At 32.8% G+C, this 23,964-nt stretch carries 23 protein-coding genes; 12 read left to right on the top strand and 11 right to left on the bottom strand.

What is annotated here, in order from left to right:
• Positions 1-32: 32 nt before the first annotated feature.
• Entirely contained in the window at positions 33-1,175 is a 1,143-nt protein-coding gene (gene folK / locus C8N41_RS00685; RefSeq protein WP_115837762.1) for a 2-amino-4-hydroxy-6-hydroxymethyldihydropteridine diphosphokinase, read from the bottom strand.
• A 71-nt stretch (positions 1,176-1,246) separates the two neighbouring features.
• Between folK and C8N41_RS00690 the strand changes: the two genes are divergently transcribed.
• The 5 genes from C8N41_RS00690 (at position 1,247) to C8N41_RS00710 (ending at position 6,751) form a co-directional block, all read left to right on the top strand.
• Positions 1,247-1,951, top strand: coding sequence for a queuosine precursor transporter (locus C8N41_RS00690; RefSeq protein ID WP_092446598.1), 705 nt, complete (start codon positions 1,247-1,249; stop codon positions 1,949-1,951).
• Positions 1,952-2,056: 105 nt separating this feature from the next.
• A complete protein-coding gene (locus C8N41_RS00695) occupies positions 2,057-4,738 on the top strand; it encodes an AsmA-like C-terminal region-containing protein (protein WP_115838752.1) in 2,682 nt (893 codons plus the stop codon).
• 117 nt (positions 4,739-4,855) lie between these two features.
• Positions 4,856-5,719, top strand: coding sequence for a sigma-70 family RNA polymerase sigma factor (locus C8N41_RS00700; RefSeq protein ID WP_092446596.1), 864 nt, complete (start codon positions 4,856-4,858; stop codon positions 5,717-5,719).
• Between the two features lie 186 nt (positions 5,720-5,905).
• The gene (gene rpsU, locus C8N41_RS00705) at positions 5,906-6,100 is read left to right on the top strand and encodes a 30S ribosomal protein S21 (protein ID WP_092446595.1); all 195 of its coding nucleotides are present in this window, start codon (positions 5,906-5,908) and stop codon (positions 6,098-6,100) included.
• Between the two features lie 135 nt (positions 6,101-6,235).
• Positions 6,236-6,751 (top strand): gamma carbonic anhydrase family protein, encoded by a 516-nt coding sequence (locus tag C8N41_RS00710; protein WP_115837764.1) that lies wholly within the window; start codon positions 6,236-6,238, stop codon positions 6,749-6,751.
• 7 nt (positions 6,752-6,758) lie between these two features.
• Here the strand turns inward: C8N41_RS00710 and C8N41_RS00715 are convergent, their stop codons facing one another.
• The 9 genes from C8N41_RS00715 to C8N41_RS00755 form a co-directional block, all read right to left on the bottom strand.
• Positions 6,759-7,115, bottom strand: coding sequence for a GTPase (locus tag C8N41_RS00715; protein ID WP_115837766.1), 357 nt, complete (start codon positions 7,113-7,115; stop codon positions 6,759-6,761).
• A gap of 35 nt (positions 7,116-7,150) precedes the next feature.
• Positions 7,151-7,930 (bottom strand): glutamate racemase, encoded by a 780-nt coding sequence (gene murI, locus C8N41_RS00720; RefSeq protein ID WP_115837768.1) that lies wholly within the window; start codon positions 7,928-7,930, stop codon positions 7,151-7,153.
• Positions 7,931-7,998: 68 nt separating this feature from the next.
• Positions 7,999-8,499 carry an OmpH family outer membrane protein gene (locus tag C8N41_RS00725; RefSeq protein ID WP_092446591.1) on the bottom strand — a complete coding sequence of 167 codons (501 nt, stop codon included), beginning with the start codon at positions 8,497-8,499 and terminating at the stop codon, positions 7,999-8,001.
• Between the two features lie 32 nt (positions 8,500-8,531).
• Positions 8,532-9,674, bottom strand: a complete 1,143-nt coding sequence (locus C8N41_RS00730; protein WP_249033208.1) for an OmpH family outer membrane protein — start codon at positions 9,672-9,674, stop codon at positions 8,532-8,534.
• Between the two features lie 140 nt (positions 9,675-9,814).
• Positions 9,815-12,373, bottom strand: coding sequence for an outer membrane protein assembly factor BamA (gene bamA / locus C8N41_RS00735; protein WP_249033209.1), 2,559 nt, complete (start codon positions 12,371-12,373; stop codon positions 9,815-9,817).
• A 37-nt stretch (positions 12,374-12,410) separates the two neighbouring features.
• Positions 12,411-13,151, bottom strand: a complete 741-nt coding sequence (locus C8N41_RS00740) for an isoprenyl transferase (RefSeq protein WP_092446588.1) — start codon at positions 13,149-13,151, stop codon at positions 12,411-12,413.
• Complete coding sequence (gene porG, locus C8N41_RS00745; RefSeq protein WP_092446587.1) at positions 13,152-13,841, bottom strand: type IX secretion system protein PorG; 690 nt, start codon at positions 13,839-13,841, stop codon at positions 13,152-13,154.
• Between the two features lie 110 nt (positions 13,842-13,951).
• Positions 13,952-14,830 (bottom strand): NAD kinase, encoded by an 879-nt coding sequence (locus tag C8N41_RS00750; protein WP_115837772.1) that lies wholly within the window; start codon positions 14,828-14,830, stop codon positions 13,952-13,954.
• A 93-nt stretch (positions 14,831-14,923) separates the two neighbouring features.
• Complete coding sequence (locus C8N41_RS00755) at positions 14,924-15,580, bottom strand: CBS domain-containing protein (RefSeq protein WP_092446585.1); 657 nt, start codon at positions 15,578-15,580, stop codon at positions 14,924-14,926.
• Positions 15,581-15,670: 90 nt separating this feature from the next.
• Here C8N41_RS00755 and C8N41_RS00760 point away from each other — a divergent pair, with 90 nt between their 5' ends.
• The 6 genes from C8N41_RS00760 (at position 15,671) to clpX (ending at position 21,223) form a co-directional block, all read left to right on the top strand.
• Entirely contained in the window at positions 15,671-16,384 is a 714-nt protein-coding gene (locus C8N41_RS00760) for a pyridoxine 5'-phosphate synthase (protein WP_092446584.1), read from the top strand.
• A gap of 30 nt (positions 16,385-16,414) precedes the next feature.
• Positions 16,415-17,179: an alpha/beta fold hydrolase gene (locus C8N41_RS00765; protein ID WP_115837774.1), complete on the top strand. Its 765-nt coding sequence runs from the start codon at positions 16,415-16,417 to the stop codon at positions 17,177-17,179.
• Between the two features lie 26 nt (positions 17,180-17,205).
• Positions 17,206-17,553, top strand: a complete 348-nt coding sequence (locus C8N41_RS00770; RefSeq protein WP_115837776.1) for a phage holin family protein — start codon at positions 17,206-17,208, stop codon at positions 17,551-17,553.
• A 79-nt stretch (positions 17,554-17,632) separates the two neighbouring features.
• Positions 17,633-18,955: a trigger factor gene (gene tig, locus C8N41_RS00775; RefSeq protein WP_115837778.1), complete on the top strand. Its 1,323-nt coding sequence runs from the start codon at positions 17,633-17,635 to the stop codon at positions 18,953-18,955.
• Positions 18,956-19,218: 263 nt separating this feature from the next.
• Positions 19,219-19,893 carry an ATP-dependent Clp protease proteolytic subunit gene (locus C8N41_RS00780; protein WP_092446580.1) on the top strand — a complete coding sequence of 225 codons (675 nt, stop codon included), beginning with the start codon at positions 19,219-19,221 and terminating at the stop codon, positions 19,891-19,893.
• A gap of 100 nt (positions 19,894-19,993) precedes the next feature.
• On the top strand, positions 19,994-21,223 hold the full coding sequence (gene clpX / locus C8N41_RS00785; RefSeq protein WP_115837780.1) for an ATP-dependent Clp protease ATP-binding subunit ClpX: 1,230 nt from the start codon (positions 19,994-19,996) through the stop codon (positions 21,221-21,223).
• 313 nt (positions 21,224-21,536) lie between these two features.
• Here clpX and C8N41_RS00790 read toward each other — a convergent pair whose 3' ends face one another.
• Positions 21,537-23,054 carry a GH3 auxin-responsive promoter family protein gene (locus tag C8N41_RS00790; protein WP_115837782.1) on the bottom strand — a complete coding sequence of 506 codons (1,518 nt, stop codon included), beginning with the start codon at positions 23,052-23,054 and terminating at the stop codon, positions 21,537-21,539.
• Between the two features lie 109 nt (positions 23,055-23,163).
• Between C8N41_RS00790 and C8N41_RS00795 the strand changes: the two genes are divergently transcribed.
• Entirely contained in the window at positions 23,164-23,955 is a 792-nt protein-coding gene (locus tag C8N41_RS00795) for a DUF2797 domain-containing protein (RefSeq protein WP_115837784.1), read from the top strand.
• Positions 23,956-23,964: the final 9 nt, after the last annotated feature.

Below are 23,964 nucleotides of genomic sequence, written 5' to 3' on the forward strand. Positions count from 1 at the left end.
TTTTAAAGTGCCTTAAGAATTAAACACCAAACTCAACCATCAACTTCAGCACTATTTATCTCATTGAGTAACCACAAATAATCCTCACGATTCTTAACAAAGTCTTTATCGGAAACATCTATGATTTTTACATTCATGTTGGGCTGACTTTTAAGAAATTCAAGATAACCTGTATTTATTTTCTCAAGGTAATCGTCTTTAATATTCTTTTCATAGTTACGACCTCTTTTTTTAATATTAGCCTGTAATCTTTCAGTGTTTTGATAAAGATAGACGTATAAGTCTGGCTTTGCAATATCCTTATACACCTGATAAAACAGCTTTCTATAGAGTCTGAATTCGTCTTCTGGCAGAGTCACTTTTGAGAATATTAACGACTTATTAACGTCGTAATCACTCACCATAAAATCTTTAAACAAATCGAGTTGCGATAAATCGTCTGAAATTTGCTGATAACGATCGGCTAAAAACGACATTTCTAAAGTAAACGCATATCGTTCTGGCGCTTTATAAAACTTAGGCAAAAACGGATTGTCTGCAAAACGTTCTAATATCAATTTAGCATTAAAATCTCGAGAGATTTTATTTGCTAAACTGGTTTTTCCTGCACCAATATTTCCTTCAATAGCTAAGTAGTTATAGTTATTAAAAGTATATGCTTTTCTTGGATTCTTAAGCCAAATATTAACGTGTTCAATTTCAGAAGTGTCTTTACAATCTCTATCTAATTCTTCAATCGTTTTATTTAAAGTAGGATGCTTAAAATCTTTAGCAATATCTAAAAGTGGCTGCAATACAAATTTTCTATTTTGAAGTTGCGAATGCGGAATTACTAAATTGTTTTCCTCAACAACCTCCGCTTCAAAAAACAAAATATCTAAGTCAATCTCTCTCGACTCATAAGCCGTTGTTGTTTTTGATACTCTGCCTAATTTAAGCTCTATATCTTGCAGTAATTTCAATACTTTTTTAGGCTTATATTCTGTTTCTACAGCAATACAAGCATTGTAAAAATCATCACCTTCAAAGCCAAAGGCTGGTGTTTTATACACTTTAGAAATCTTTTTAATAACACCAACGTTTACAAATATGGCATCTACCGCAGCTTGCAAAAATTGCAATTTGTTGCCCTTATTACTTCCTAATGCTATGTGAATGGTTTTTACAGGTTTCATCGAAGCAACAAAATAACTAAAACAAATTTTATTACTTTATCTTTACAACAACTATTTATTAACCATTTTCAATGTCATTAAAAGACAAGCTTTTAGCTCAGCGTATTTATTTTTTACTCGGTGCACTTTTTATGACATCGCTTGTGGTTTCTAATTTAATTTTTCAGAAATTTTTTTATTGGTATCCTGTAGATGTCGAAATTTTTGGTTCTAAATTATTTGAAATTTCCGTAGGCATCTTACCCTATCCTATTACATTTCTTATTACCGACTTAATCAGTGAGATTTATGGTAAAAAACGGGCCAATGATATTGTTGTTTTCGGAATTTTCGCTTCCTTATTCTCCTTATTAATTATTTACACGGCTTCGTCTGTACCTGCAACATCTTGGTCGCCTGTTAACGACAGTTTATTTGACACCGTTTTTGGTAATTCTACCGTAGCGGTTTTTGCAAGTATGCTAACTTATCTATTTGCACAATTTATAGATATTCAGATCTATCATTTTTGGAAACGCCTTACTAAAGGCAAACATTTGTGGTTACGTAATAATTTTTCCACTTGGTTTTCTCAATTTATAGACACGTTTACTATTGTGTTTTTGCTTTGTTCTTTTGGAATTATAGATTGGGCTAATTTTAAAGGTTTACTTATTAGCGGTTTTTTATTCAAAGTTATCATCGCAATCATTGACACTCCATTTTTATATCTTGGAGTATTCCTTTTTAAGAAACGCTTTAAGCTTCGATTAAATGAGGAAATAAATTTATTATAACAACTAAACAAAACATTAAAATCTTCTTAAACTTGGTGGTATTAGCAACTTTTATGCAGAATTTTGCGTATATATTATGTTGTTACCAAAACAGAACTAAACCTTATGAAGAAATTTTTAAAAATCATTGGAATTGTAGTGCTTATTTTTATAGCGATTCTTATTGCTATTCCATTTGTATTAGAGTCTAAAATAGACACCATCGTTCAAAATTATGCCGACGAAAACCTAGATGCTGATTTATCCTTTGACGATATTAGTTTAAGTCTCATTAGTAGTTTTCCAAAAGCCGAAGTAAGTGTTGAGAATTTAAAAATCACTAACCGTGCTCCGTTTAAAGGAGAAACTTTAGCTACTGCAAAGTCTTTATCTTTTGAAATGGGCATGATGCAATTATTAAATAGCACAGAAGACCCTTTAGAAATCACTGAGATTATAGCAGATGAATTACTTCTTGTTATAAAAACCAATAAAACAGGAACATCTAATTACGATATTGTAAAAGAAAGCGACACCACTACTACACCAGAGGAAACAGAAAGCTCTGGAGGCTTTAGTTTCGATATAGAGCATTACGAACTTAATAATAGTGCCTTTACCTATATTGACGACACGTCTAACTTAAAGTTTTATTTAACCGAAATTAATCACAACGGTACAGGTCTATTTTCTGGTAACACATCTCAACTTGATACTAATACTGAAGCTAATGTTACTTTTGCTATGGATAGCACAGAGTACTTTAGTAATAATAGTATTAAGCTAGATGCTCTAATAGACTTAGATTTAGATCAACAGAAATATACATTTAAAGAAAACAAGGCTTACATTAACGCTCTGCCTTTAGAGTTCGATGGCTTTATACAATTGGTTGAAGCTGGCCAAAACATTGATATCACATTTAAAAACCCAGGAGCTACTTTTAAAGATTTCTTGGCTGTGATTCCTAAAGCTTACACCAAGGATATTGAAAATGTAAGTACTACAGGGAACTTTACTGTTAATGGCATAGTTAAAGGTTTGGTTTCAGAAGAAACGATTCCAACACTAGACATCCGTTTAAATTCTAACAATGCCTCATTTAAATATCCAGACCTCCCTAAGAGTGTAAAAAATATAGCTATCGATGCTTCTGTAAAAAATACCACAGGAAATGTTGACGACACCTATGTAAATATTGATAAATTGAATTTTCAGGTTGATGAAGATATTTTTAAATCTGAAGCTTCAATTAAAAATCTCACTCAAAATATGCTCATTTCGGCAAAATTGGATGGTGTATTAAATTTAGCTAACATTACAAAAGCCTATCCTGTTGAGCTTGATAGCGAACTCAGTGGTATCTTAAAAGGTAACGTAAGTACTTCTTTTGATATGAATGCTCTCGAAACTAATGCCTACCAACGTATTAAAAATGTTGGAAGTGTATCTATTTCGAACTTTATCTTTTCTTCTGAAGATATGGCGAACCCTGTGCAAATTAACGAAGCTAGCTTAGCCTTTAAACCTGGCACTGTGAGTTTAAATCGTTTTGATGCCTTAACAGGACAAAGTGATTTTTCTGCTACTGGAACAATTAATAATTTATTAGGTTTCTTATTAAGTGATAAAAAATTAGAGGGTAATTTTAACTTAAACTCAAATACGTTTGCTATTTCAGATTTTATGTCAGAATCTGAAGATGTAGCGTCAAACGAAACCGCAACTGACACCCCAACTACTACAACAACGGAAGGTGAAACACTTAAAATTCCAGATTTTCTTGATTGTACCATAACAGCAAATGCCAAAACGGTTATATATGATAATCTCAACTTAAAAAATGTAAAAGGTGAACTTCTAATAAAAGACCAAACGGCTACCTTAAAAAATATGACAACAGACCTATTTAATGGTCAATTAGGACTTTCTGGAAATGTATCTACTAAAGGTACTCAACCAACATTTGACATGAGTTTAGCAATGCAAAATTTTGACATTTCACAATCTTTCAAGGATTTAGACATGTTAAAAGCTTTAGCACCTATTGCCAAAGTACTTCAAGGAAAACTAAATTCTACGATAGATATAAATGGGCTTTTAGATAGTAGCTTTTCTCCAGACTTAACCACAATTTCTGGTAATGCTATTGCAAAAATCCTAACAGATAAAGTGAATACTGAAAATAGTCCATTATTATCCACATTGAATAGCAAATTAGATTTTGTGAATTTTGATAATATTGATTTAAAAGATATCGTTACCAATTTAAATTTTGAAAACGGAAATGTTTCTGTAAAACCATTTACTATAAATTATAAAGATATTCCCATCGAAATTTCAGGATCACATAGTTTTTCAAATACAATGAATTACGATGCTGTATTGCAAGTACCTGCTAAATACTTAGGTAGTGAAGTGAATCGTTTAATCGGTCAGATTAATGATGATGAAGTTAATAACCTAACCGTGCCTATCACAGCTAATATCGGTGGGACATTTACTAGTCCTAATGTAAAAACTGATTTAACTTCTGGGGTTTCTAGTTTAACACAACAATTAATTGAAATTGAAAAGCAAAAATTAATAGGAAAAGGAAAAGACAAGGTTAATGATTTGTTAAGTGGAATAATAGGAGGAAACACTAACACAAGCACAAAAACAGATTCTACCACCACAAAAGACAATAGCAATACTAAAACTACTGAAGATAAAGTTAAGGAAGGAGTGGGTAATATCCTAGGCGGCCTCTTAAGTGGTAAGAAAAACAGTGACAATAAAAAAGCCGCAGATTCTACTAAATCATAATTTTACGAACTGAAAAAATAAACAAAATTTCCCAAATTATGTTAATAATTACAGATTTATTTGCTTTTCTTAATAATTAGGTTACATTGAAGGTTCACTAAATTTCAAATAGGATACATGAGGCAATTAAAAATCACCAAGCAGGTTACTAACAGAGAAGATAAATCGTTAGATAAATATTTACAGGATATCAGTAAAATTCCTTTAATTACTGCAGATGAAGAGGTGGAATTAGCACAATTAATAAGAAAAGGTGATCAAGCTGCATTAGACAAACTAACCACCGCAAATTTAAGATTTGTTGTTTCGGTTGCTAAACAATATCAAAATCAAGGTTTAAAATTACCTGATTTAATTAATGAAGGTAATGCCGGATTGGTTAAAGCTGCAAAACGTTTTGATGAAACAAGAGGTTTTAAATTTATTTCGTACGCTGTATGGTGGATTAGACAAGCCATATTACAAGCGTTAGCAGAACAGTCTCGTATAGTTCGTTTACCATTAAATAAGATTGGTACCATTAATAAGATTAATAAAGCTTTTTCACATTTAGAGCAAATAAACCAAAGACCTCCAAATGCAGATGAGATTGCTGGCGAATTAGACATTAGCGTTCGTGAAGTAAAACAATCAATGAAAAACTCTGGTCGCCACCTTTCTATGGATGCACCATTAAAAGACGGAGAAACCTTTAGTTTATATGATGTTGTAAGTTCAGGAGAATCACCAAGACCTGATAAAGATTTGATGAAAGAGTCTTTAAACACGGAAGTGGAACGTGCGCTTGAAACCTTAACCCAAAAAGAGAGCGATGTCATTCGTTTAAATTTTGGTATTGGAGATCAGCCTCCAATGACACTTGAAGAAATTGGAAGTATTTACGATTTAACTCGCGAGCGTGTAAGACAAATTAGAGAAAAAGGTATTAGAAGACTAAGACACGCAAGTAAAAGTAAAATTTTAAAGACGTATTTAGGCTAAAAGAAAGAACGTAAAAGCACCTTATAATTAAGGTATTATAGTACTTTTTATTAGCTTTAGCAGCGTAAAAACATTTAAACTTAAAAATTAATACTGAAAAATTTCATTTAATTTTTTATTTTCAAATAGTTAGCATATATTTGCCGACCATTTGCAAGAAATAGTTAACAAAAATATATCGATATAATGATTAAAATCGAAATCAAAGAAGGAGAAAATATAGAGCGTGCACTTAAGCGTTACAAGCGTAAACACAGAAATGTGCAAATTATGCAAAACTTAAGAGAAAACCGTTATTTCGCAAAGCCTTCTGTTAAAAGAAGAAGAGAAATTCAGAAAGCTGAATACATTCAAGGTTTAAGAGACGCTGAAGATATATAGATATTTTTTCATACAAGAGAATACAAAAGAGTAGCACATGTGCTGCTCTTTTTTTATTTCTTAGATTCTTATATCACCTAATTTCACTTTATCTTTATGGGTAAAATAAAGTCGTAACGTATAATACCATAAACTATGCCCATTATAAAATCTGTAAGAGGAAAACACCCTCAAATTCCTGAAGACTGCTATGTTGCAGAAAATGCTACAATTGTAGGAGATGTTTCCATAGGCAAACAATGCAGTATTTGGTTTAACGCGGTAATCAGAGGAGATGTACATTACATAAAAATAGGAAACAAGGTAAATATCCAAGATGGAGCAGTGATCCATGCTACATATCTTAAATCACCGACAACCATTGGTAATAATGTTTCTATCGGACACAATGCGATTGTTCATGGCTGCACTATTAACAATAATGTACTCGTTGGCATGGGAAGTATTATTATGGACGACTGTATAATAGAAAGCAATAGCATCATTGCTGCTGGTGCTGTGGTTACCAAGAACACTATTGTAGAATCTGGAAGTATATACGCTGGTGTTCCTGCCAAAAAGGTAAAGGAGATTAGCAGAGAATTAATCTCTGGTGAAATTGATAGAATTGCCAATAATTATGTGGAATATTCGAGTTGGCTTAACGACTAAATACAGGCTACTCCTCTTTTAGTAGATTTTTTAATTTCGTAATCAAATCGTCCACACTGAAAATTTCCTTTAAACCATCAGCATTTAAAACAATAGAGAGACGTTGCTCTTTTTGTTTTAAAATAACAGGATAGATTAAATTGTTGTTAGGATATTTAACTTTAAATTCATCCTTGTGATAAAACGTCATAGGGACGTCACATGCCGTTCTAAATTTTTTCCAACTCTCTTTTTCAAAAAAAGTATTATGGGTTAAGGCACACAACGTACACTTATAAGTTGAAGGACTAACCAATTTGTGTCCAGCATCAAAAAAGCCATTCAATTTTCCTGAGTTGGCATTATAAACAAAGAGTAATCTCATAGATTCCTTTAGTAGGATTTAGACACTAAACCTTTCTAAAAGTCTAAATAAGAAACGTTAAACTTATCTTCTAATATAGCGTTTAACACTGCTATATCTGCATTTGAGAACAATTGAATATTTGGTTTTTCTGTAGAATTACTTCGTAGATCTAATTGGGATAATACAGCTTGAGTTTGTTTTGCTACTGCTCTACCAGAATCAATAATCTTAACATGATCTGGAAGCATTTTAACTAACATAGGAATAAGATAAGGGTAATGTGTGCAACCAAGTACCAAATAATCTATATTCTGCTTTAACATGGGTTCTAAATACGTTTGTAAATAGACTGTCATCATTTCAGATTGGAGTTCACCCGACTCTATTAAAGGTACAATCCCCTCACCTACTTGTTCAATAATTTTTATGTCTTTAGAATATAAATCTGTAGTCTTATGAAAAAGCTGACTAGTTAAGGTTCCTTTTGTAGCTAGAATGCCAATCGCCTTAGTCTGAGTATTCAAAGCAGCAGGTTTTATAGCAGGCTCAATACCTATAAATGGAATACTGTAGGTTTTTCTTAAATAATCTATAGCATTAGTTGTAGCGGTATTACACGCTACAACAATAATTTTACAGCCTTCTTTAATTAGAAGTTCTGTATTCTTAATACTCAACTCAATAATATCCGCTTTAGACTTATTACCATAAGGTGCATTTTTGCTATCTGCTAAGTAGATACAATTTTCGTTTGGTAATAACTTATGAATCTCCTTAAAGATAGAAGTACCTCCAATACCAGAATCAAAAATGCCAATAGGTGAATTGCTCATTAGTACAAAAATAAAAAAGCCGCTTAATAATAAGCGACTTTTCAATTACATATTTAAAAAAAGGATAATTACATTCCTAATTCTTTTTTAACCTCAGCCATAAGATCCTTACCGTCTGCTACAATTAGCATTGCAGAATCTACTACATACTGTATTCCTTGTGCTTTCGCTACTGCTTTTATTGCATTATCCGCTTTTTCAACGATAGGTTTTAAAAGATTAAATTCTTTTTCTTGTAAATCTTTTTGAGCTTGTTGTTGATACTCACCTAAACTTTGTTTAATACCTTCAACTTCATTCATACGCTCCATGTTAGTCTGCTCTGTTTGCGTTTCAGCTTCAGCATCGTACTGCTTTAATTTTACATCTAACTCTTTAAGTGAAGATTGAAATGTAGTTTGGTATGTTTGTCTCAACTTCTCAATTTCTGCTTGAGCTTGTGAATATGCAGGCATTGCTTTTATCAATTCTTGTTTATTAATATGTGCAACCTTGCTTTGGGCAGATGTAAAACTTGTAGCTCCGATAAAAAGTACTGCTGCAAATAATAAAGTTTTAAAATGTTTCATTTGATTTTAATTGTATTACGTGTTATAAATTATTAATTATTGTCTTCGTTTTTCTTTGCTTTCGCTATAGAATCGTTTCGTTTTACTTGTCTTTCACGCTCCTCACGTGCTTTTTTACGTTGTTCTATTATTTTTTGTTTTCTTTCTTCTAACTCTTTTTGGCGTGCAGCTCTATCTGCTAGTTTTTTAGCACGTTCGGCTGCTGCTTTTTCTGCAGCTGTCTTAGGTGTCTTAGAGTTAATGGTATCCTTTTTAACTGTAGTGTTTTCTACTTTTAAACTATCATCCGTAGTCTTAACTCTAGCATTAGTTTTTGCCGCAACAGCACTATCACGAGCCACTGTTGTATCTTTATCAGAAGTAGATCCAGATCTTTGATTTCTTTCATCAATCACTTTCTGACGACGCGCTTCCGCTTCTTTTTTCTTAGCATCTCTTAATTCTTGTTGTGCCTTCTTTCTTTCTTCTGCAGCCTTTTCACGCTCTAAACGTTTTGCTGCTAATTGTTCCTCGCGTTGTGCTTTACGTTCCTCTAGAACTTTTTGGCGTGCGTCCTTATCAGCGTTAACCTCTGGCACCACTGCTTCCTCTTCTAACTCCTTACGCTCTTTCTTATTTTTTGCTTGCGTACGTTTAGAGGTTCTAGTAATAGTTCTTAAAACTTGCTCGCTCATATCGTAACGCTCTGCAGAATATAACATAACAACGTCTGCCGATTTATCAAACACAAAATCATACTTTTTAGTCTCAGCAATTTCTTGTACTGCTGCGAAAATTTGATCTTGAATCGGCTCTATTAATTGACGTTTCTGAATCATTAAATCACCTTCTGGCCCAAAACGCTTTTGTTGATAATCTAAAATTTCAGCTTCTTCAAAAGTGATATCTTCATAGCGCTCATCATATAACTCTTTAGTTAAAAGAACACTTTCATTATCGAGTTCTTTCTTTTTTTGTTCGATGGCATTTAACTTGGTTTCTATTTCAGTCTTCCATTGTTGCACTTTCTTATCTAACTGAGAAGATGCTTCTTTATACTCTGGTACATTCTGTAGTATATACTCAGTATCAATGTAGCCAATTCTTACACCACGCTGTGCATTTACACTATGAGTAGCGAGAGCTATGATTGTTAGTAAAAAAAGAACTTTAAATTTCATCATTTTTGTTTTCATGTTTTGAGACATTTAAGTGTAAAACTCAATGTGTTATCATTTTAGTGTTACTAATCTTCAAATTTAACGAAATATATTCTTAAAAATTTTAACAATATGATGAAATCCTTATTTAGCTATTAGAAAATATCGTGCCAAACTTAAAATTGCTGTCCAATTATAAAGTGTGTCTCCCACTTTTTAGGTGAAGTACCATCAGGCAATGTATCAAATGCGTGACCGAAGTCTATACCAAGTAAACCAAAGGCTGGCATAAAGATTCTAAGTCCAAATCCACCAGATCTACTAAGTTTAAATGGGTCGAAATCTTTAAAATCATTTACTGATGTACCGGCTTCTAAAAATGACAGTGCATAAATTTTGGCTTGCGCACCTAGTGTAATTGGGTAACGCAATTCTAAAGAGAATTTACTATATATAGACCCACCATCTTCAGATGACAATGATTGATTAGGATAACCACGTAATTGTACAACCTCTCTTCCATCTAAAGAATAGTTAGCTAACCCATCACCACCTAGGAAGAAACGCTCAAAAGGAATAACACCTCTATCATTGTTATAGGCGCCTAGGAAACCAAATTCCATACTAGGGCGCAATACTAATTTCTTAGATAAGGCTTGGTACCAGTCTGCTTTAAATTTAATTTTATAAAATTCTAACCAATTAAAACGCTCTTGGTCAATCTCAGCAATCCTTGTAGTGGCATCGTTATATATAGCCGTTTCTTGCAGTGTAGGGTTAGGATTTGATTGGTAATCGCTTATAATTTCACTCTGATCTGCTCTATCTTCTTTTAATGCTGAATAATCTACACCATTTACTAATGAGTAAGGGAATGAAAATTTAGCCGATACTGAGAAGCTAGATCCACCAGTCGGGAAAATTGGATCATTATAAACATCACTTCTACTCAAACCTATAGTATAAGATAGGTTATTCGCTGTACCATCACCAAACGTAAACAATCCGGTGTTATAATTCTGAAGATCATAATGCTGATAACTTATAGCTTGTGATAACATAAAGTAATCATCTGGCTCTGCTAATCTAGTTGACACACCAAACGTTAAACCTAAGATATTAAAGCTCTTACTTTTATCAGCGCTTCCGGTACTTGAATCGTATAAGAATTGACGAGAATATGAAAGTGATGATGACAATTGAAATGGCTTTTTACCACCAAACCAAGGCTCACTAAAAGAGAAACTATAAGTTTGAAAATACTGACTAGCCTGCAATCTTAATGCTAAACTTTGACCATCACCTCTAGGTACAGGTGTATAAGCATCCTTATTAAAAAGGTTTTTGATAGAAAAGTTATTAAATGACAATCCTAAAGTACCAATAAAGCCTCCGCCACCATAACCACCTTGTAGTTGAATTTGACTAGATCCTTGTTCTACAAGAGCATACTCTACATCTAGAGTACCGTCTACTGGATTAGGATTTTTAATATCTGGAACGATTTGTTGTGCATCAAAATATCCTAATTGACCAAGTTCTCTAATCGTTCTAATAATATCAGATTTTCTATATAATTCACCCGGACGAGTTCTGATTTCTCTATAGATCACATGATCGTTAGTAACGTCATTACCCACAACAGTGACATTGTTAAAATAAGCTGGCTTACCTTCAGAAATACGGATTTCCATATCTATAACATTGCCTTCTGCACTTACCTCTACAGGATTAATAGTAGAGAACATGTAACCAAAGTTTTGATAGGCATTAGTTAGATCATTAGCATCTGGATTGGTATCATCTGCAATACGTTCTCTTAATTCTACACCGTTATAAGTATCACCTTCTTTAATACCTAGAAGATTAGATAATTGTTGATCTGAATAAATAGTATTTCCAACAAATGAAATTTTTCCAAAAGTGTACTTTTCACCTTCTTCTACTTTAATATTAAGGTTGATATTTTTATCATCTAAATACGAAATAGAATCCGATATAATTCTAGCATCTCTATACCCATTCTCCTTATAATAGTCGACAACACTTACTAAATCTTCTCTAAAGTCATCCTCAATATATTTTGAACGTTTTAGAATTCGAATAAACTTCTTTTGCTTCGTATTCTTCATTGCTTTACGAAGCTTTTTATCCGTTATTTTTTCATTACCTTCAAAATTAATCGATTTAATTTTTACCTTTTCACCCTTATCAATAACGATACGCATATCTACACGCTCCTTCTCTACTGAATCAATTACTTCGGATGTACTGATTCTTACATCCGTATTTAAAAACCCTTTTTTACGGTATTTATTTGTAAGGTAGTTTTTAGTAGTTGCAATAAGATTTTCTGTAACTTTTTGACCTGGCTTTAACTTATTTTCGTTAATAATTTCGTCCTTTTTTCCTTTTTTAACTCCTTCTATTGTTAAATCTTTAAGCTCAGGTAAATCACTAAGATGAATCTCTAAATTTGCCGTATCCCCATCAATGTCAACCACATAAATATCTATACTACTAAATAAATTAGATTTCCATAGGGTCTTTACAGCGTTGGCGATTTTTTCTCCACCAACTTGGATTTCTTCGTCCTTTCTAAGTTTAGAATAGGCTATAATCGTTTGAGCACTAAAATTAGTGTTTCCGGTAACTGTAATTTCTTTAATCAGATAGGTTTCTCCGCTCTCTACTTGAGCAAAACTGTTAAATGAAATTGTAAAAAGGCATGCCATACAAAAAAGTTTAATGTATGACTTCAATTTTGCGGCATTAGGTAAGTTGTTCGCTTGTTTTTCCAAATCTTCGTTCTCTGTTTTGATAATTTATGAGGGCCTCATAAAGATTTTCTTTTGTAAAATCTGGCCATAAAATATCTGTAAAATATAGTTCTGCATAGGCAATTTGCCAAAGTAAAAAATTACTGATACGTTGCTCTCCGCTTGTGCGTATAAGTAAGTCTACATCTGGTAAATTTTGCGTGTAAAGATGCTTATTAATAATTGATTCGTCAATAGTTTCAGAAGAAATTATATTATTTTTAACTTTAACTGACAATTCTTTAATAACATTAACAATTTCTTCACGAGAACCGTAGCTCAAGGCCAAAGTTAATGTCATATTTGTATTATTCTTTGTTTTCTCTATAACATCTAACAGCTCTTTATGGGCTTTTTGAGGCAAATCGTTTAGATTTCCTATGGCACATAATTTAATATTATTATCCTCAAATGTTTTCAATTCTTTCTTTAACGACTTTACTAAAAGCTTCATTAAAGTTTGAACCTCTAATTTTGGTCTATTCCAATTCTCAGTAGAAAATGCATAAAGCGTTAAATGTTTTATACCTAACTCAGCACTGGCCTCTACGGTTTGTCTCACAGACTTTGTACCATTTTCATGTCCAACAACACGCATCAACCCTTGTTTTTTAGCCCAACGACCATTGCCATCCATTATAATTGCAAGATGGGCGGGAAGTTTCTCTTTATTTATTTGATCTTTTAAACTCATTTAAAAATTGCAATAGCAAGGTCTTCTACCAAAGGTGTAAGTTAATGTAATTCCTGTAAACATATACCAATCGTTATTGTTAGTATTTCCAAAACTTAATGCTTCTCTGTCTTTTGAATCAGGTACACTACCATCTAATTCATCTGAAAACGTATAACGTGCACCAATTTCTCCAGCCAAAATTAACTGATTAGTAATATTCGTTTTATAACCCAAAACCATTGGGATTCCCATGGCCCAACTATTTGTGTTTTCTGAAGTATACTCGCCGGTTGTTGTAAAATAATAATTATCGTGATTAGCAAGTGTAATACCAGAATATAAATATGGAGTACCTTTTGCTCCTATAGTATGCAGATCGAATTCTAAAAATGTAAACTCCATACCTAATGAAATCTCAATGACACTTGTATTAAATTGGTAGTCGCGCTCTATTCTCCTTGGATCATCAGATTTTCCATCAATCCCTTCTAAATCTGAAAAAATAACTGAAGCTCTGAATGAATGTCTTGCACTGCGATTCCATTTTGCTAAAATACCAAATGCTGCCTGATTTGGTGCAATATAATCCGTAGCTCCAACATCACCAATAAAATTACTTCCTCCTGCAAATATGCCAACCTCATAAATCTGAGCATCAACATTTCTAGGAATGAAAGTACATAATAATAGCAGAAAAAAATACCTCATAGAGTTTTCAAAGTTTGCAAATATAACAATTCTGATTTGTGCGCAATAATTTGACACAAATAGTCTTACAGATAAACAGTTTTTGAAAGTAAATATTGTATAAAATTGCTTTAGTTTCTGCGATCTTCGCCCCAAAGTAATTTTTTTCTAAGTGTTCTAAGGAAGGTTTCATCTAATAATTCTACCATTTTTATCACGAAGTCTGCTTTTTTCACCGTTACCGTTGTGGTATTAGAAAGTGTAACGATCCTAGAATCTAAGGACATTAAAAATTGATCTTCTCTACCATTAACTCTTAATGTTACCGTAGTACTATCTGGAAGAATCAACGGACGGGCACTTAAGTTATGTGGAGCAATGGGTGTAAGAGCAAAATTCTTAGCATTAGGAGCAATCACTGGTCCGCCACAACTTAAAGAATAGCCTGTAGAACCGGTCGGAGTAGATAAGATAAGTCCATCTGCCCAATAAGAGGTTAAAAACTCTCCATTGAGATGTGTCTCTATAGTGATCATGGACGTGGTATTTTTTCTACTTATGGCAATTTCATTTAAAGCAAAATGCGTGTTTAAAATATCTTGATGCTCAGGGTTTGTAGACACACTAAGCAAAGACCGTTCAGAAATTTTATAATCACCATTAAAAATCTCAGTTAATGCCGTTTCTATATCAGCGATTTGTATGGTAGCTAAAAACCCTAAGCGACCTGTATTAATACCTACTACTGGGATACCCAAATCTCCTACATAAGCTATAGCTCTAAGAATTGTACCATCACCACCAACACTAATTAACAAATCAAAACTTGTATCTAATGCATTAAAAGTATCAATTTTAGGGTTTTGTTGTATCTCCTCAATTTGTGTATATAAAAACTCTTGTTCTATAAAAACTTCGGCATGTTTTTCTAATAAAACGTCAATAAGCTTTTCAACCGCTGTCTGAGTCGTTTCTTTTATATAATTCTGACCGTAAATTGCTACTTTCATGTGGGTTTCTATGCTATTTTTTTAATGGCCATATGCGGTTTATTGTTACAAATGTATGAGATTGACAAAATTTTAAGTATGCTCCTTTTACAATTACATATTTAAGTATTTATCGAGATATTGTGAACGTCGTTTTAAAGTTTCGAGATAAGAATCATCCTCATGACCTGAGACAATATTATAACTGTAGCGCCTAAATGATTGAATAATTTCATTAAGACTTGTTGTGCTTATTTTTAAAGTAATGGTTGCTAAATCTCCTTCAATTTTAGACACAAACGCTCCTAAAAGTTTAGTATCATTAGATTCAACTATCTGACTAATTTCACTAAAAGAGTAATCATTAATCCCTTTTTCTACGATTAAAATTCCACCGGGTTCAGCAAAGAAAGGTGTTTCATTAAAGAGGTGGATAATATCATTTAGCTCGTAGTACCCTAGATATTTATTGTTTTGATCTAATATAGGCATAATATTAGAATCATTTTGAGCAAAAGCTTCTAATACATCTAACCAAATTGTGGAAGACCTTACAAAAAATCCCTCAATGGCATAGTTACAATCCTCAAGAGTAATTGCACCATCAAAGCAATGCGCATCTGTTTCAGAAATACAACCCATATAAACCCCTTCCTTTTCCACAGGAATATGAGAATAGGTTAACTGATTAAAGAGTAATTTTAAATCACTTACTTTATCGGTTATACTTACAGGTTTTATATCGTTAATTATATAGTCTTGAAGCTCCATTAAACTGTATTAAATATGTTGCAAATTAATCAAAAATAACCATACATTACACCTCCTACTTTGTATTTTTGTGATTCAAAACCGATTACAATGACAAAGCTAAGTGTTAATATAAATAAGATTGCAACATTAAGAAATAGCCGCGGAGGTGATGTACCCAATGTTGTACAATTTGCAAAAGACGTGCAACGATTTGGTGCAGAAGGTGTCACCATACATCCTAGACCAGACGAAAGACATATTAGATACCAAGACGCATACGATTTAAAATCTGAAGTCTATACCGAATATAATATAGAAGGGAATCCGATTCCGAAATTTGTAGATATGGTTTTAAAAATTAAACCTACACAAGTTACATTAGTTCCAGATGCTGAGAACGCTATAACATCTAATGCAGGTTGGGACACTTTAAAACACAAAGATTTTTTAGTAGATGTCATTAAAGAATTTAAAGCTAATGGTATAAGAACATCTATATTTGTAGATCCAGATTTACATCAAATCGAAGGAGCAAAAGCAACTGGCACGGACCGCATAGAACTATATACAGAAGCCTTTGCTCACCAATTTAGCTTAGGTAACCAAGACGCGATAAAACCTTATATGGAATGTGCAGGCTTAGCCAATACTTTGCAATTGGGAATTAATGCCGGACACGATTTATCACTAGATAACATTGCCTTCTTTAAAGAAAACATCACAGGATTATTAGAAGTATCTATAGGCCATGCATTAATTGCCGAAAGTTTGTATATGGGTGTAGAAAATGTTATTGGTCAGTATTTAAAAAAATTAAAATAATTACCTTCTAAACATTAAGAAAAGCGAAGTATGACGTTGTATTCAAATATTATTGGAGAAGGAAAACCATTTATAATCCTACACGGTTTTTTAGGTATGGGAGATAATTGGAAAACCTTAGCGAAGCACTTTTCAGAATCAGATTTTGAAGTTCACCTTGTAGATCAGCGAAATCATGGTCGTAGTTTTCATTCTAACGAATTTGATTACGACCTCATGGCAGACGACTTAAAACGGTATTGCGAAGACAAAAAATTAAGCGACATTATAGTATTAGGACATTCCATGGGTGGAAAAACAGCAATGCTATTTGCTGCTAAATTTCCCAAATTAGTACACAAATTGATTGTTGCCGACATCTCTCCGCGTTATTACCCAGTGCATCATGAAGCTATTTTAGAAGGCTTAAGCAGTCTAGATTTTTCTACTATTACAAGCCGAGGTGAAGCAGACGATGCTCTTAGCCATTATGTTCACGAAACCGGAACTCGACTGTTTTTACTCAAAAACTTATACTGGGTAGAAAAAGGGCAATTAGGTTTACGTATAAATCTAAAGGTTTTAAGGGAGAACGTTTCAGAAGTTGGAGAAGCGCTTCCTGTACATGCTACATTTCAAAAAGACACCTTGTTTTTACGTGGTGACCGTTCAGAATATATTGGAGAAGCCGATGAAGCTATTATTCATCGTCACTTTCCAAATTCAAAAATTATATCTATTTCTAATGCAGGTCATTGGTTACACGCTGAAAATCCAAAAGAATTCTACATTGCTGTAATGAATTTTGTATCTTAGGTACACTTATTTAAAATACTAAAATCATGAATTTAATCATTAGACTTTTATTAAACGCCTTAGCTGTCTTTATTTTGGCACATCTATTAAGTGGTGTCACAGTAGATGGTTATGTTGGCGCTATCATTGTAGCTATTGTACTCGCTATTCTTAACTTATTGGTAAAACCCATCTTGGTTATTTTAACCTTACCTGCAACAATTTTTACTTTAGGTCTTTTTCTTTTAGTAATTAATGCACTCATCATATTATTAGCAGACAAACTTATCGATGGATTTGCAGTATCTAGTTTCTGGACCGCCCTCCTTTTTAGTGTGCTTTTATCCATTTTACAATCGTTGTTACAATCCTTCTTTAAAGACGATAAAAAATAGCTCAAAGCCAAAGATTTAAAACTGTTGTTGGGTTGCAAAAAATATTGTATTTTTGCAGCCCAATTTTAGTTTCAAAAAAATGAATATTACAAGAGAAAACATCGATGCATTAAATGCAGTTGTAAAAGTGGATATCGCAAAAGAAGATTACAGCGATAAAGTTGAGAAGATCTTAGTAGATTACCGTAAATCCGCTAACATTCCTGGTTTTAGAAAAGGCCATGTACCAATGGGAATGGTGAAGAAACAATATGGTAAAGCTGTATTGGTAGATGAAGTGAACAAATTACTACAAGACGCTCTTGGCAAGTATTTAGTTGAAGAAAAATTAGACGTTTTAGGAAATCCTTTACCAAAAGCTCAAGATGATTTAGACTGGGATGCTGAGGCTTTTACTTTTGAATTTGAATTAGGTTTAGCACCAGAATTCGATGTTAACTTAAAAAGTAAAAAAGCAATAACACATTATAATATTGTTGCCGATGACAAGATGATCGACGATCAAATTGAGAACATCCAAAAACAATACGGTAAAATTGTGTCTCAAAATGAAGTGGCAAAAGATTCTGAAATTACCGGAACTTTTAAGAATGAAGAAAAGGAGATTGAGAATTCTACAATGATTACTTTAGATAAGTTGAAAGGAAAAACAAATCCTAAGAAATTTATTGGCGCCAAAGTTGGTGATGTAATTACATTAAAAACTAAAGGCTTATTCAGTGATGACCACGATTTAATGAACGCCTTAAAAGTACCTCATGATGATGCTCATGGTTTAGATATTGAAGTAACTTTTACGATTACTGAAATTAATGAACGTGAATTAGCAGATTTAGATCAAGAATTATTCGATAAATTATTCGGAAAAGGCAATGTTACTTCTGTAACGGAATTGAAAGAAAAAATCAAAGAAGATTCTGAAAAACAATTTGCACAACAAGGTGACCAAAAATTATTAAACGATGTAACCGAAAGTTTAATAGAAAACACCAAATTCGACTTACCAGCTAGTTTCTTACAAAAATGGATGCAAACGGCAGGTGAAGAAGAAATGACTGAAGAGCAAGCTAAAGAAGAATATGAAAAGTCTGAAAAAAGCATGCGTTACCAACTCATTGAAGGTAAATTGATCACAGAGCACAACTTACAAGTTCAGTTTGAAGAATTGAAATCTTATGCTATGGATATGATTAAAGGTCAAATGGCGCAGTTTGGACAAATGAATCCATCAGACAAAGAGTTAGAAGACATTGCGGCTCGTATCTTAGGAAACCAAGACGAAGTTAAGCGTATGTCTGAGCAATTAGTAAGTCAAAAATTACTAAAGTTATACAAAGCTGAGGCAAACATTAAAACAAAAGACATCACTTACGATGATTTTGTAAAAGAATTCTATAGTTAATTTAATAAAGTTAAGGCTTTGCCTTAAAACGTTAAAATGTCGTTACTGTGAAAACGGTAAGCTAAAAATTATTAGTATCTTTAAGGCGTAAAACTCTGTATGGTTTTGCGCTTTTTTTTGGAATCTATTTTTTACAACAAATCTGATGACACACTAAGCGCGGTCAAAGTGCTTTAATCTTTAACACTTTCTCTACAACCTGTAAGTTTTTAGACGATTAAAAATCTTAATAGAACTCATTAATTAAAAGAATTATTACTTATATGGATTACGGAAAAGAATTCGAAAAATTCGCCACTAAAGACCAAGGGATTAATAGTAATTATTACCAAAAAATAATTACCAGTATGAATCCTACAAACTTAACACCAAACATTATCGAAGAGCGTCAGATGAACGCTGTTGCAATGGATGTGTTTTCGCGTTTAATGATGGATCGCATCATATTTTTAGGTACAGGAGTAAACGACCAAGTGGCTAATATTATCCAAGCACAATTGTTGTTTTTACAAAGTGTAGATGCTTCTAAAGATATTCAAATTTATATCAATTCTCCTGGAGGAAGTGTATATGCTGGTTTGGGTATTTATGATACCATGCAATTTGTAAAACCAGATGTAGCTACTATTTGTACAGGTATTGCAGCATCTATGGCAGCCGTACTATTGTGCGCAGGAGAAAAAGGAAAGCGATCGGCTTTAAAACACTCTCGTGTAATGATACACCAGGTAAGTAGCGGAACACAAGGTCAATTAAGCGATATGCAGATTGCGTTAAAAGAAACCATTAGAGTAAAAGAAGAATTATATACAATTATAGCTAATCATTCAGGTAAATCTATAGAGCAGGTAGAAAAAGATTCTGATAGAGATTATTGGATGCGTTCTCCAGAAGCTTTAGAGTACGGAATGATTGATGAAATTTTAGAACGAAAGTAATTGGCATCTTTCACGACTAAAATTTACAAACAGAAATTAAAAAGTAATGGAAAAAGGGTTTACAACTCTAATACCATAACTTTTAAACTTAATATTTAAAATGGCAAAGGAAGAATTAGAATGTTCATTTTGTGGTAGGAAAAAGCCAGAAACAAGCTTGCTTATTGCAGGCTTAGATGCACATATTTGTGACCGTTGTATTGAGCAGGCACACGGTATTGTAATAGAAGAATCTAAACAATCTGGAAATTCAGATTTAAGTGCAGAATTAATGCTGAAGAAGCCTAAAGAAATTAAAGGTTTTTTAGACGAATATATTATTGGACAAGAATACACTAAGCGTGTTATGTCTGTGGCCGTATACAACCATTATAAACGATTATTACAACCACCAACAGACGATGATATTGAAATCCAAAAAAGTAATATCGTTATGGTAGGGCAAACTGGTACAGGTAAAACATTGATGGCCAAAACCATTTCAAAAATGCTAAATGTACCTTTAGCTATCGTAGATGCTACTGTTCTTACAGAGGCAGGATATGTTGGTGAAGATGTAGAAAGTATCTTAACACGGTTATTACAAGCTGCAGACTATAACTTAGAAAAAGCACAACGTGGAATTGTTTTTATAGATGAAATTGATAAAATTGCACGTAAAAGTGACAACCCTTCTATAACAAGAGATGTTTCTGGTGAAGGAGTACAACAAGCCTTGCTAAAACTTTTAGAAGGTACTGTGGTTAATGTTCCACCAAAAGGAGGTCGTAAACATCCTGATCAAAAATTTATTGAGGTGAATACCGAGAATATATTATTTATTGCAGGTGGAGCCTTTGATGGTATTGAACGTGTTATTACCAAACGTATGAATATGCAATCTATTGGTTATAGCTCTATGAAAACCGACAATATAGATAAGGATAACATTTTACAATATATCATTCCTAAGGACTTAAAGGATTTTGGGTTAATCCCTGAAATAATAGGACGTTTACCTGTGCTAACTCATATGGACCCTTTAGATGCTAAAACCTTAAAAGCCATATTAACAGAACCTAAAAATGCGATCATTAAACAATACAAGAAATTGTTTGAAATGGATGATATCGCTTTTACTATTACAGACGGAGCTCTAGACTATATCGTAGAAAAAGCCATTGAATACAAACTTGGTGCGCGTGGTTTAAGATCGCTCTGCGAAGAAATATTAACCGAAGCGATGTTTGATTTACCAAGTTCAGATGAAACAAAATTAAACGTTACTAAGACTTACGCTGAAGATCGTTTAAATAAATCTACAATTAAAAAACTGAAAGCCGTTTCATAACTTTCATTTTTTTTAATATAAAAAACCACAATTTCAAAATTAGAAATTGTGGTTTTTAGTTTAGTTAGGGATTAGTTAATTAAATATTGCACGCAATATTTTATATATACTGAGGGAGTTTTAAAATAATAACACATTTATTTACCGCTAATATATAGGCTAAAACTAAACTAACATTTATTTGAATTTTTTATTAGTTAAAATCCTCAAGAATGCCGTTATCGTGTATTCAAATGTCTTTATTAGCGACAAAGTGCATTGTGCATAAAAACTTACAATATAAAATTCACCTTTACACAATCACAACACCGTTTTATATGGCATTGAGCTGTAATAATGCTTCTAGATAATGTCTACTATTAGATAAACGAGGTACTTTGTGCTGACCTCCTAGTTTATTATTTTCCTTTAACCAATCGTAGAATAAATTGGGTCTGGCACTATGGATTTTTGGTTTGTTTAGCGTCATATTATTAAGACGTTTAGCTTCGTAATCAGAGTTTAGCAATTTTAAAGACGTATCAAACAACTCCTCAAAATACTCCATATCCACAGGTGGACGTTTAAATTCTATAATCCACTCGTGCGCTCCCTTTTCTTTGCCATCCATAAAAATAGGTGCAGCCGTATAATCCACAATTTCAGCTGAAGTATGTTTACAAACCTTTCTCAATGCTTCTTCGGCATTTTCAATAATTAATTCTTCACCAAAAGCATTGATATGGTGTTTTGTTCTACCTGAAACTTTAACTCTATGTGGACTTAAACTTACAAATCTAATAGTATCTCCAATCTTATATCTCCATAAGCCGGCATTGGTTGTAATAACAACGGCATAGTTGGTATTAAGTTTAACCTCACTTAACGGAATGACCACTTGTTCTTCCGTTCCATAAGAAGTCATAGGAATAAACTCATAAAAAATGCCATAATCTAGCATTAATAACAAATCACTAGAATTGTTTTGATCTTGTATTGCAAAAAAACCTTCAGACGCATTATAGATTTCGTAATAGCGAAACTTATCGGATGGCAGTATAGCTTTGTATTGTTCTACGTAAGGATTAAAATTAACGCCTCCATGAAAATACACTTCTAAATTTGGCCAAATATCAAAAAGGCTATCTTTGCCCGTTTTTTCCAAGACGTTATTAAGCAATACCAACATCCAGGAAGGTACACCTGCTAAGCTCGTCACATTTTCCTCTACCGTTTCTTCAACAATCGCCTGCATTTTGTGTTCCCAATCACTCATTAACGACACGCGATTACTTGGAGTACTACTAAACTCTGCCCAAAACGGCATATTGTCTATAAGAATTGCGCTTAAATCACCAAATACAGTACCGTTTTCTTTATACAGCTCTTTACTTCCACCTAAGCGTAAACTTTTACCAGTAAACAATTGTGCGTCTTCATTGTTGTTTAGATACATACACAGTAAATCTTTACTTGCCGCATAATGACAATCTTCTAAAGATTCAAAACTTACAGGAATAAATTTACTTTTAGCATTAGTTGTACCACTAGATTTTGCAAACCATTTTATAGGTCTAGGCCAAAAGATATTTTGTTCTCCGTTTCGTGAGCGTTCAATTAAAGGCTGAAATTCTTCGTAATTTACTATTGGAATGCGTTCGTTAAATTCTCTATAAGATTTTATTGAATCAAAGTCGTATTGTTTACCTATTTCGGTATCCTTAGCATGTTTTAACAGACTGAATAACAATTCATTCTGCACCTCATTAGGATATTTTAGAAATAACTCTATTTGATGAAATCGTTTTTTTAAAAACCAAGATGCAATAGAATTTACAATAGGAATTGGCATAGATTAGCTATCTTTAGCCGTTAAAACGGCATTTTGCAATTATTCGTTTAATTATATTTTCGGATTTAGTTTTCTAAATAAGAAAAGTTAAATTTACTAAATTTCTTTCATGGTTTATACAGGAGTCCTTACTAAAATGCAAACTGAATTTTTAGAACCTATTCAGTACTATTTAGTCTTTGAAAATGACTTTATTCACATCAATCAATTATTAAACAAAACCATAGACTTAAAACGTGTTGGACATCAATGTTTAAGCTGTGGATTAGATCGCCCTATTTACCGCCAAGGCTTCTGTAAAACTTGTTTTTTTAACAAACCTCTTGCCGGAGATTGGATAATGCGACCAGAGCTTAGTACAGCACATTTAGGTATAGAAGATAGAGATTTAGAATACGAAAAGAATGTTCAGCTAAAACCACATATAGTGTATTTAGCAAATTCTAGTAATGTAAAAGTTGGTGTGACACGAAAAAGTCAAGTACCCACAAGATGGATTGACCAAGGTGCACATGAAGCTATAGAGATTGTAGAAGTACCCAACCGTTATTTAGCAGGCATTACCGAAGTCGCTTTAAAAGATTTTGTAGCTGACAAAACAAACTGGAGAACTATGCTAAAAAACGATATAAAAGATGAAGATTTATTAGAATGGAGACACCGACTAAAATCACATATTCCAGAAGAGGCCTTACCTTATTTTATAGAAAATAATACCGAAACCCATATTTCATTCCCTGTCTCTCAATATCCTGAGAAACCTAAAAGTCTCAATTTGAATAAAACTCAGCAATACTCGGGAAAATTAGTAGGCATAAAAGGACAATATTTAATTTTTGAAGATAATACTGTATTTAATGTAAGAGCAAATGAAGGCTTGGTTGTAGATTTAAGTATTTAAACAGTTATA

It is taken from the genome of Winogradskyella sediminis, assembly GCF_003387355.1.
In the GTDB taxonomy this organism is placed as follows: domain Bacteria; phylum Bacteroidota; class Bacteroidia; order Flavobacteriales; family Flavobacteriaceae; genus Winogradskyella; species Winogradskyella sediminis.

Coding starts and splice junctions, on each gene's coding strand:
- C8N41_RS00700 (WP_092446596.1), top strand. CDS start 4,856: ATGAGGCAATTAAAAATCACCAAGCAGGTTACTAACAGAGAAGATAAA.
- bamA (WP_249033209.1), bottom strand. CDS start 12,373: ATGGCATGCCTTTTTACAATTTCATTTAACAGTTTTGCTCAAGTAGAG.
- tig (WP_115837778.1), top strand. CDS start 17,633: ATGAATATTACAAGAGAAAACATCGATGCATTAAATGCAGTTGTAAAA.
- C8N41_RS00695 (WP_115838752.1), top strand. CDS start 2,057: ATGAAGAAATTTTTAAAAATCATTGGAATTGTAGTGCTTATTTTTATA.
- porG (WP_092446587.1), bottom strand. CDS start 13,841: ATGAGGTATTTTTTTCTGCTATTATTATGTACTTTCATTCCTAGAAAT.
- C8N41_RS00790 (WP_115837782.1), bottom strand. CDS start 23,054: ATGCCAATTCCTATTGTAAATTCTATTGCATCTTGGTTTTTAAAAAAA.
- C8N41_RS00795 (WP_115837784.1), top strand. CDS start 23,164: ATGGTTTATACAGGAGTCCTTACTAAAATGCAAACTGAATTTTTAGAA.
- clpX (WP_115837780.1), top strand. CDS start 19,994: ATGGCAAAGGAAGAATTAGAATGTTCATTTTGTGGTAGGAAAAAGCCA.
- rpsU (WP_092446595.1), top strand. CDS start 5,906: ATGATTAAAATCGAAATCAAAGAAGGAGAAAATATAGAGCGTGCACTT.
- C8N41_RS00725 (WP_092446591.1), bottom strand. CDS start 8,499: ATGAAACATTTTAAAACTTTATTATTTGCAGCAGTACTTTTTATCGGA.
- C8N41_RS00730 (WP_249033208.1), bottom strand. CDS start 9,674: ATGAAAACAAAAATGATGAAATTTAAAGTTCTTTTTTTACTAACAATC.
- C8N41_RS00750 (WP_115837772.1), bottom strand. CDS start 14,830: ATGAAAGTAGCAATTTACGGTCAGAATTATATAAAAGAAACGACTCAG.
- C8N41_RS00780 (WP_092446580.1), top strand. CDS start 19,219: ATGGATTACGGAAAAGAATTCGAAAAATTCGCCACTAAAGACCAAGGG.
- C8N41_RS00740 (WP_092446588.1), bottom strand. CDS start 13,151: ATGAGTTTAAAAGATCAAATAAATAAAGAGAAACTTCCCGCCCATCTT.
- C8N41_RS00755 (WP_092446585.1), bottom strand. CDS start 15,580: ATGGAGCTTCAAGACTATATAATTAACGATATAAAACCTGTAAGTATA.
- folK (WP_115837762.1), bottom strand. CDS start 1,175: ATGAAACCTGTAAAAACCATTCACATAGCATTAGGAAGTAATAAGGGC.
- C8N41_RS00765 (WP_115837774.1), top strand. CDS start 16,415: ATGACGTTGTATTCAAATATTATTGGAGAAGGAAAACCATTTATAATC.
- C8N41_RS00690 (WP_092446598.1), top strand. CDS start 1,247: ATGTCATTAAAAGACAAGCTTTTAGCTCAGCGTATTTATTTTTTACTC.
- murI (WP_115837768.1), bottom strand. CDS start 7,930: ATGAGCAATTCACCTATTGGCATTTTTGATTCTGGTATTGGAGGTACT.
- C8N41_RS00760 (WP_092446584.1), top strand. CDS start 15,671: ATGACAAAGCTAAGTGTTAATATAAATAAGATTGCAACATTAAGAAAT.
- C8N41_RS00710 (WP_115837764.1), top strand. CDS start 6,236: ATGCCCATTATAAAATCTGTAAGAGGAAAACACCCTCAAATTCCTGAA.
- C8N41_RS00715 (WP_115837766.1), bottom strand. CDS start 7,115: ATGAGATTACTCTTTGTTTATAATGCCAACTCAGGAAAATTGAATGGC.
- C8N41_RS00770 (WP_115837776.1), top strand. CDS start 17,206: ATGAATTTAATCATTAGACTTTTATTAAACGCCTTAGCTGTCTTTATT.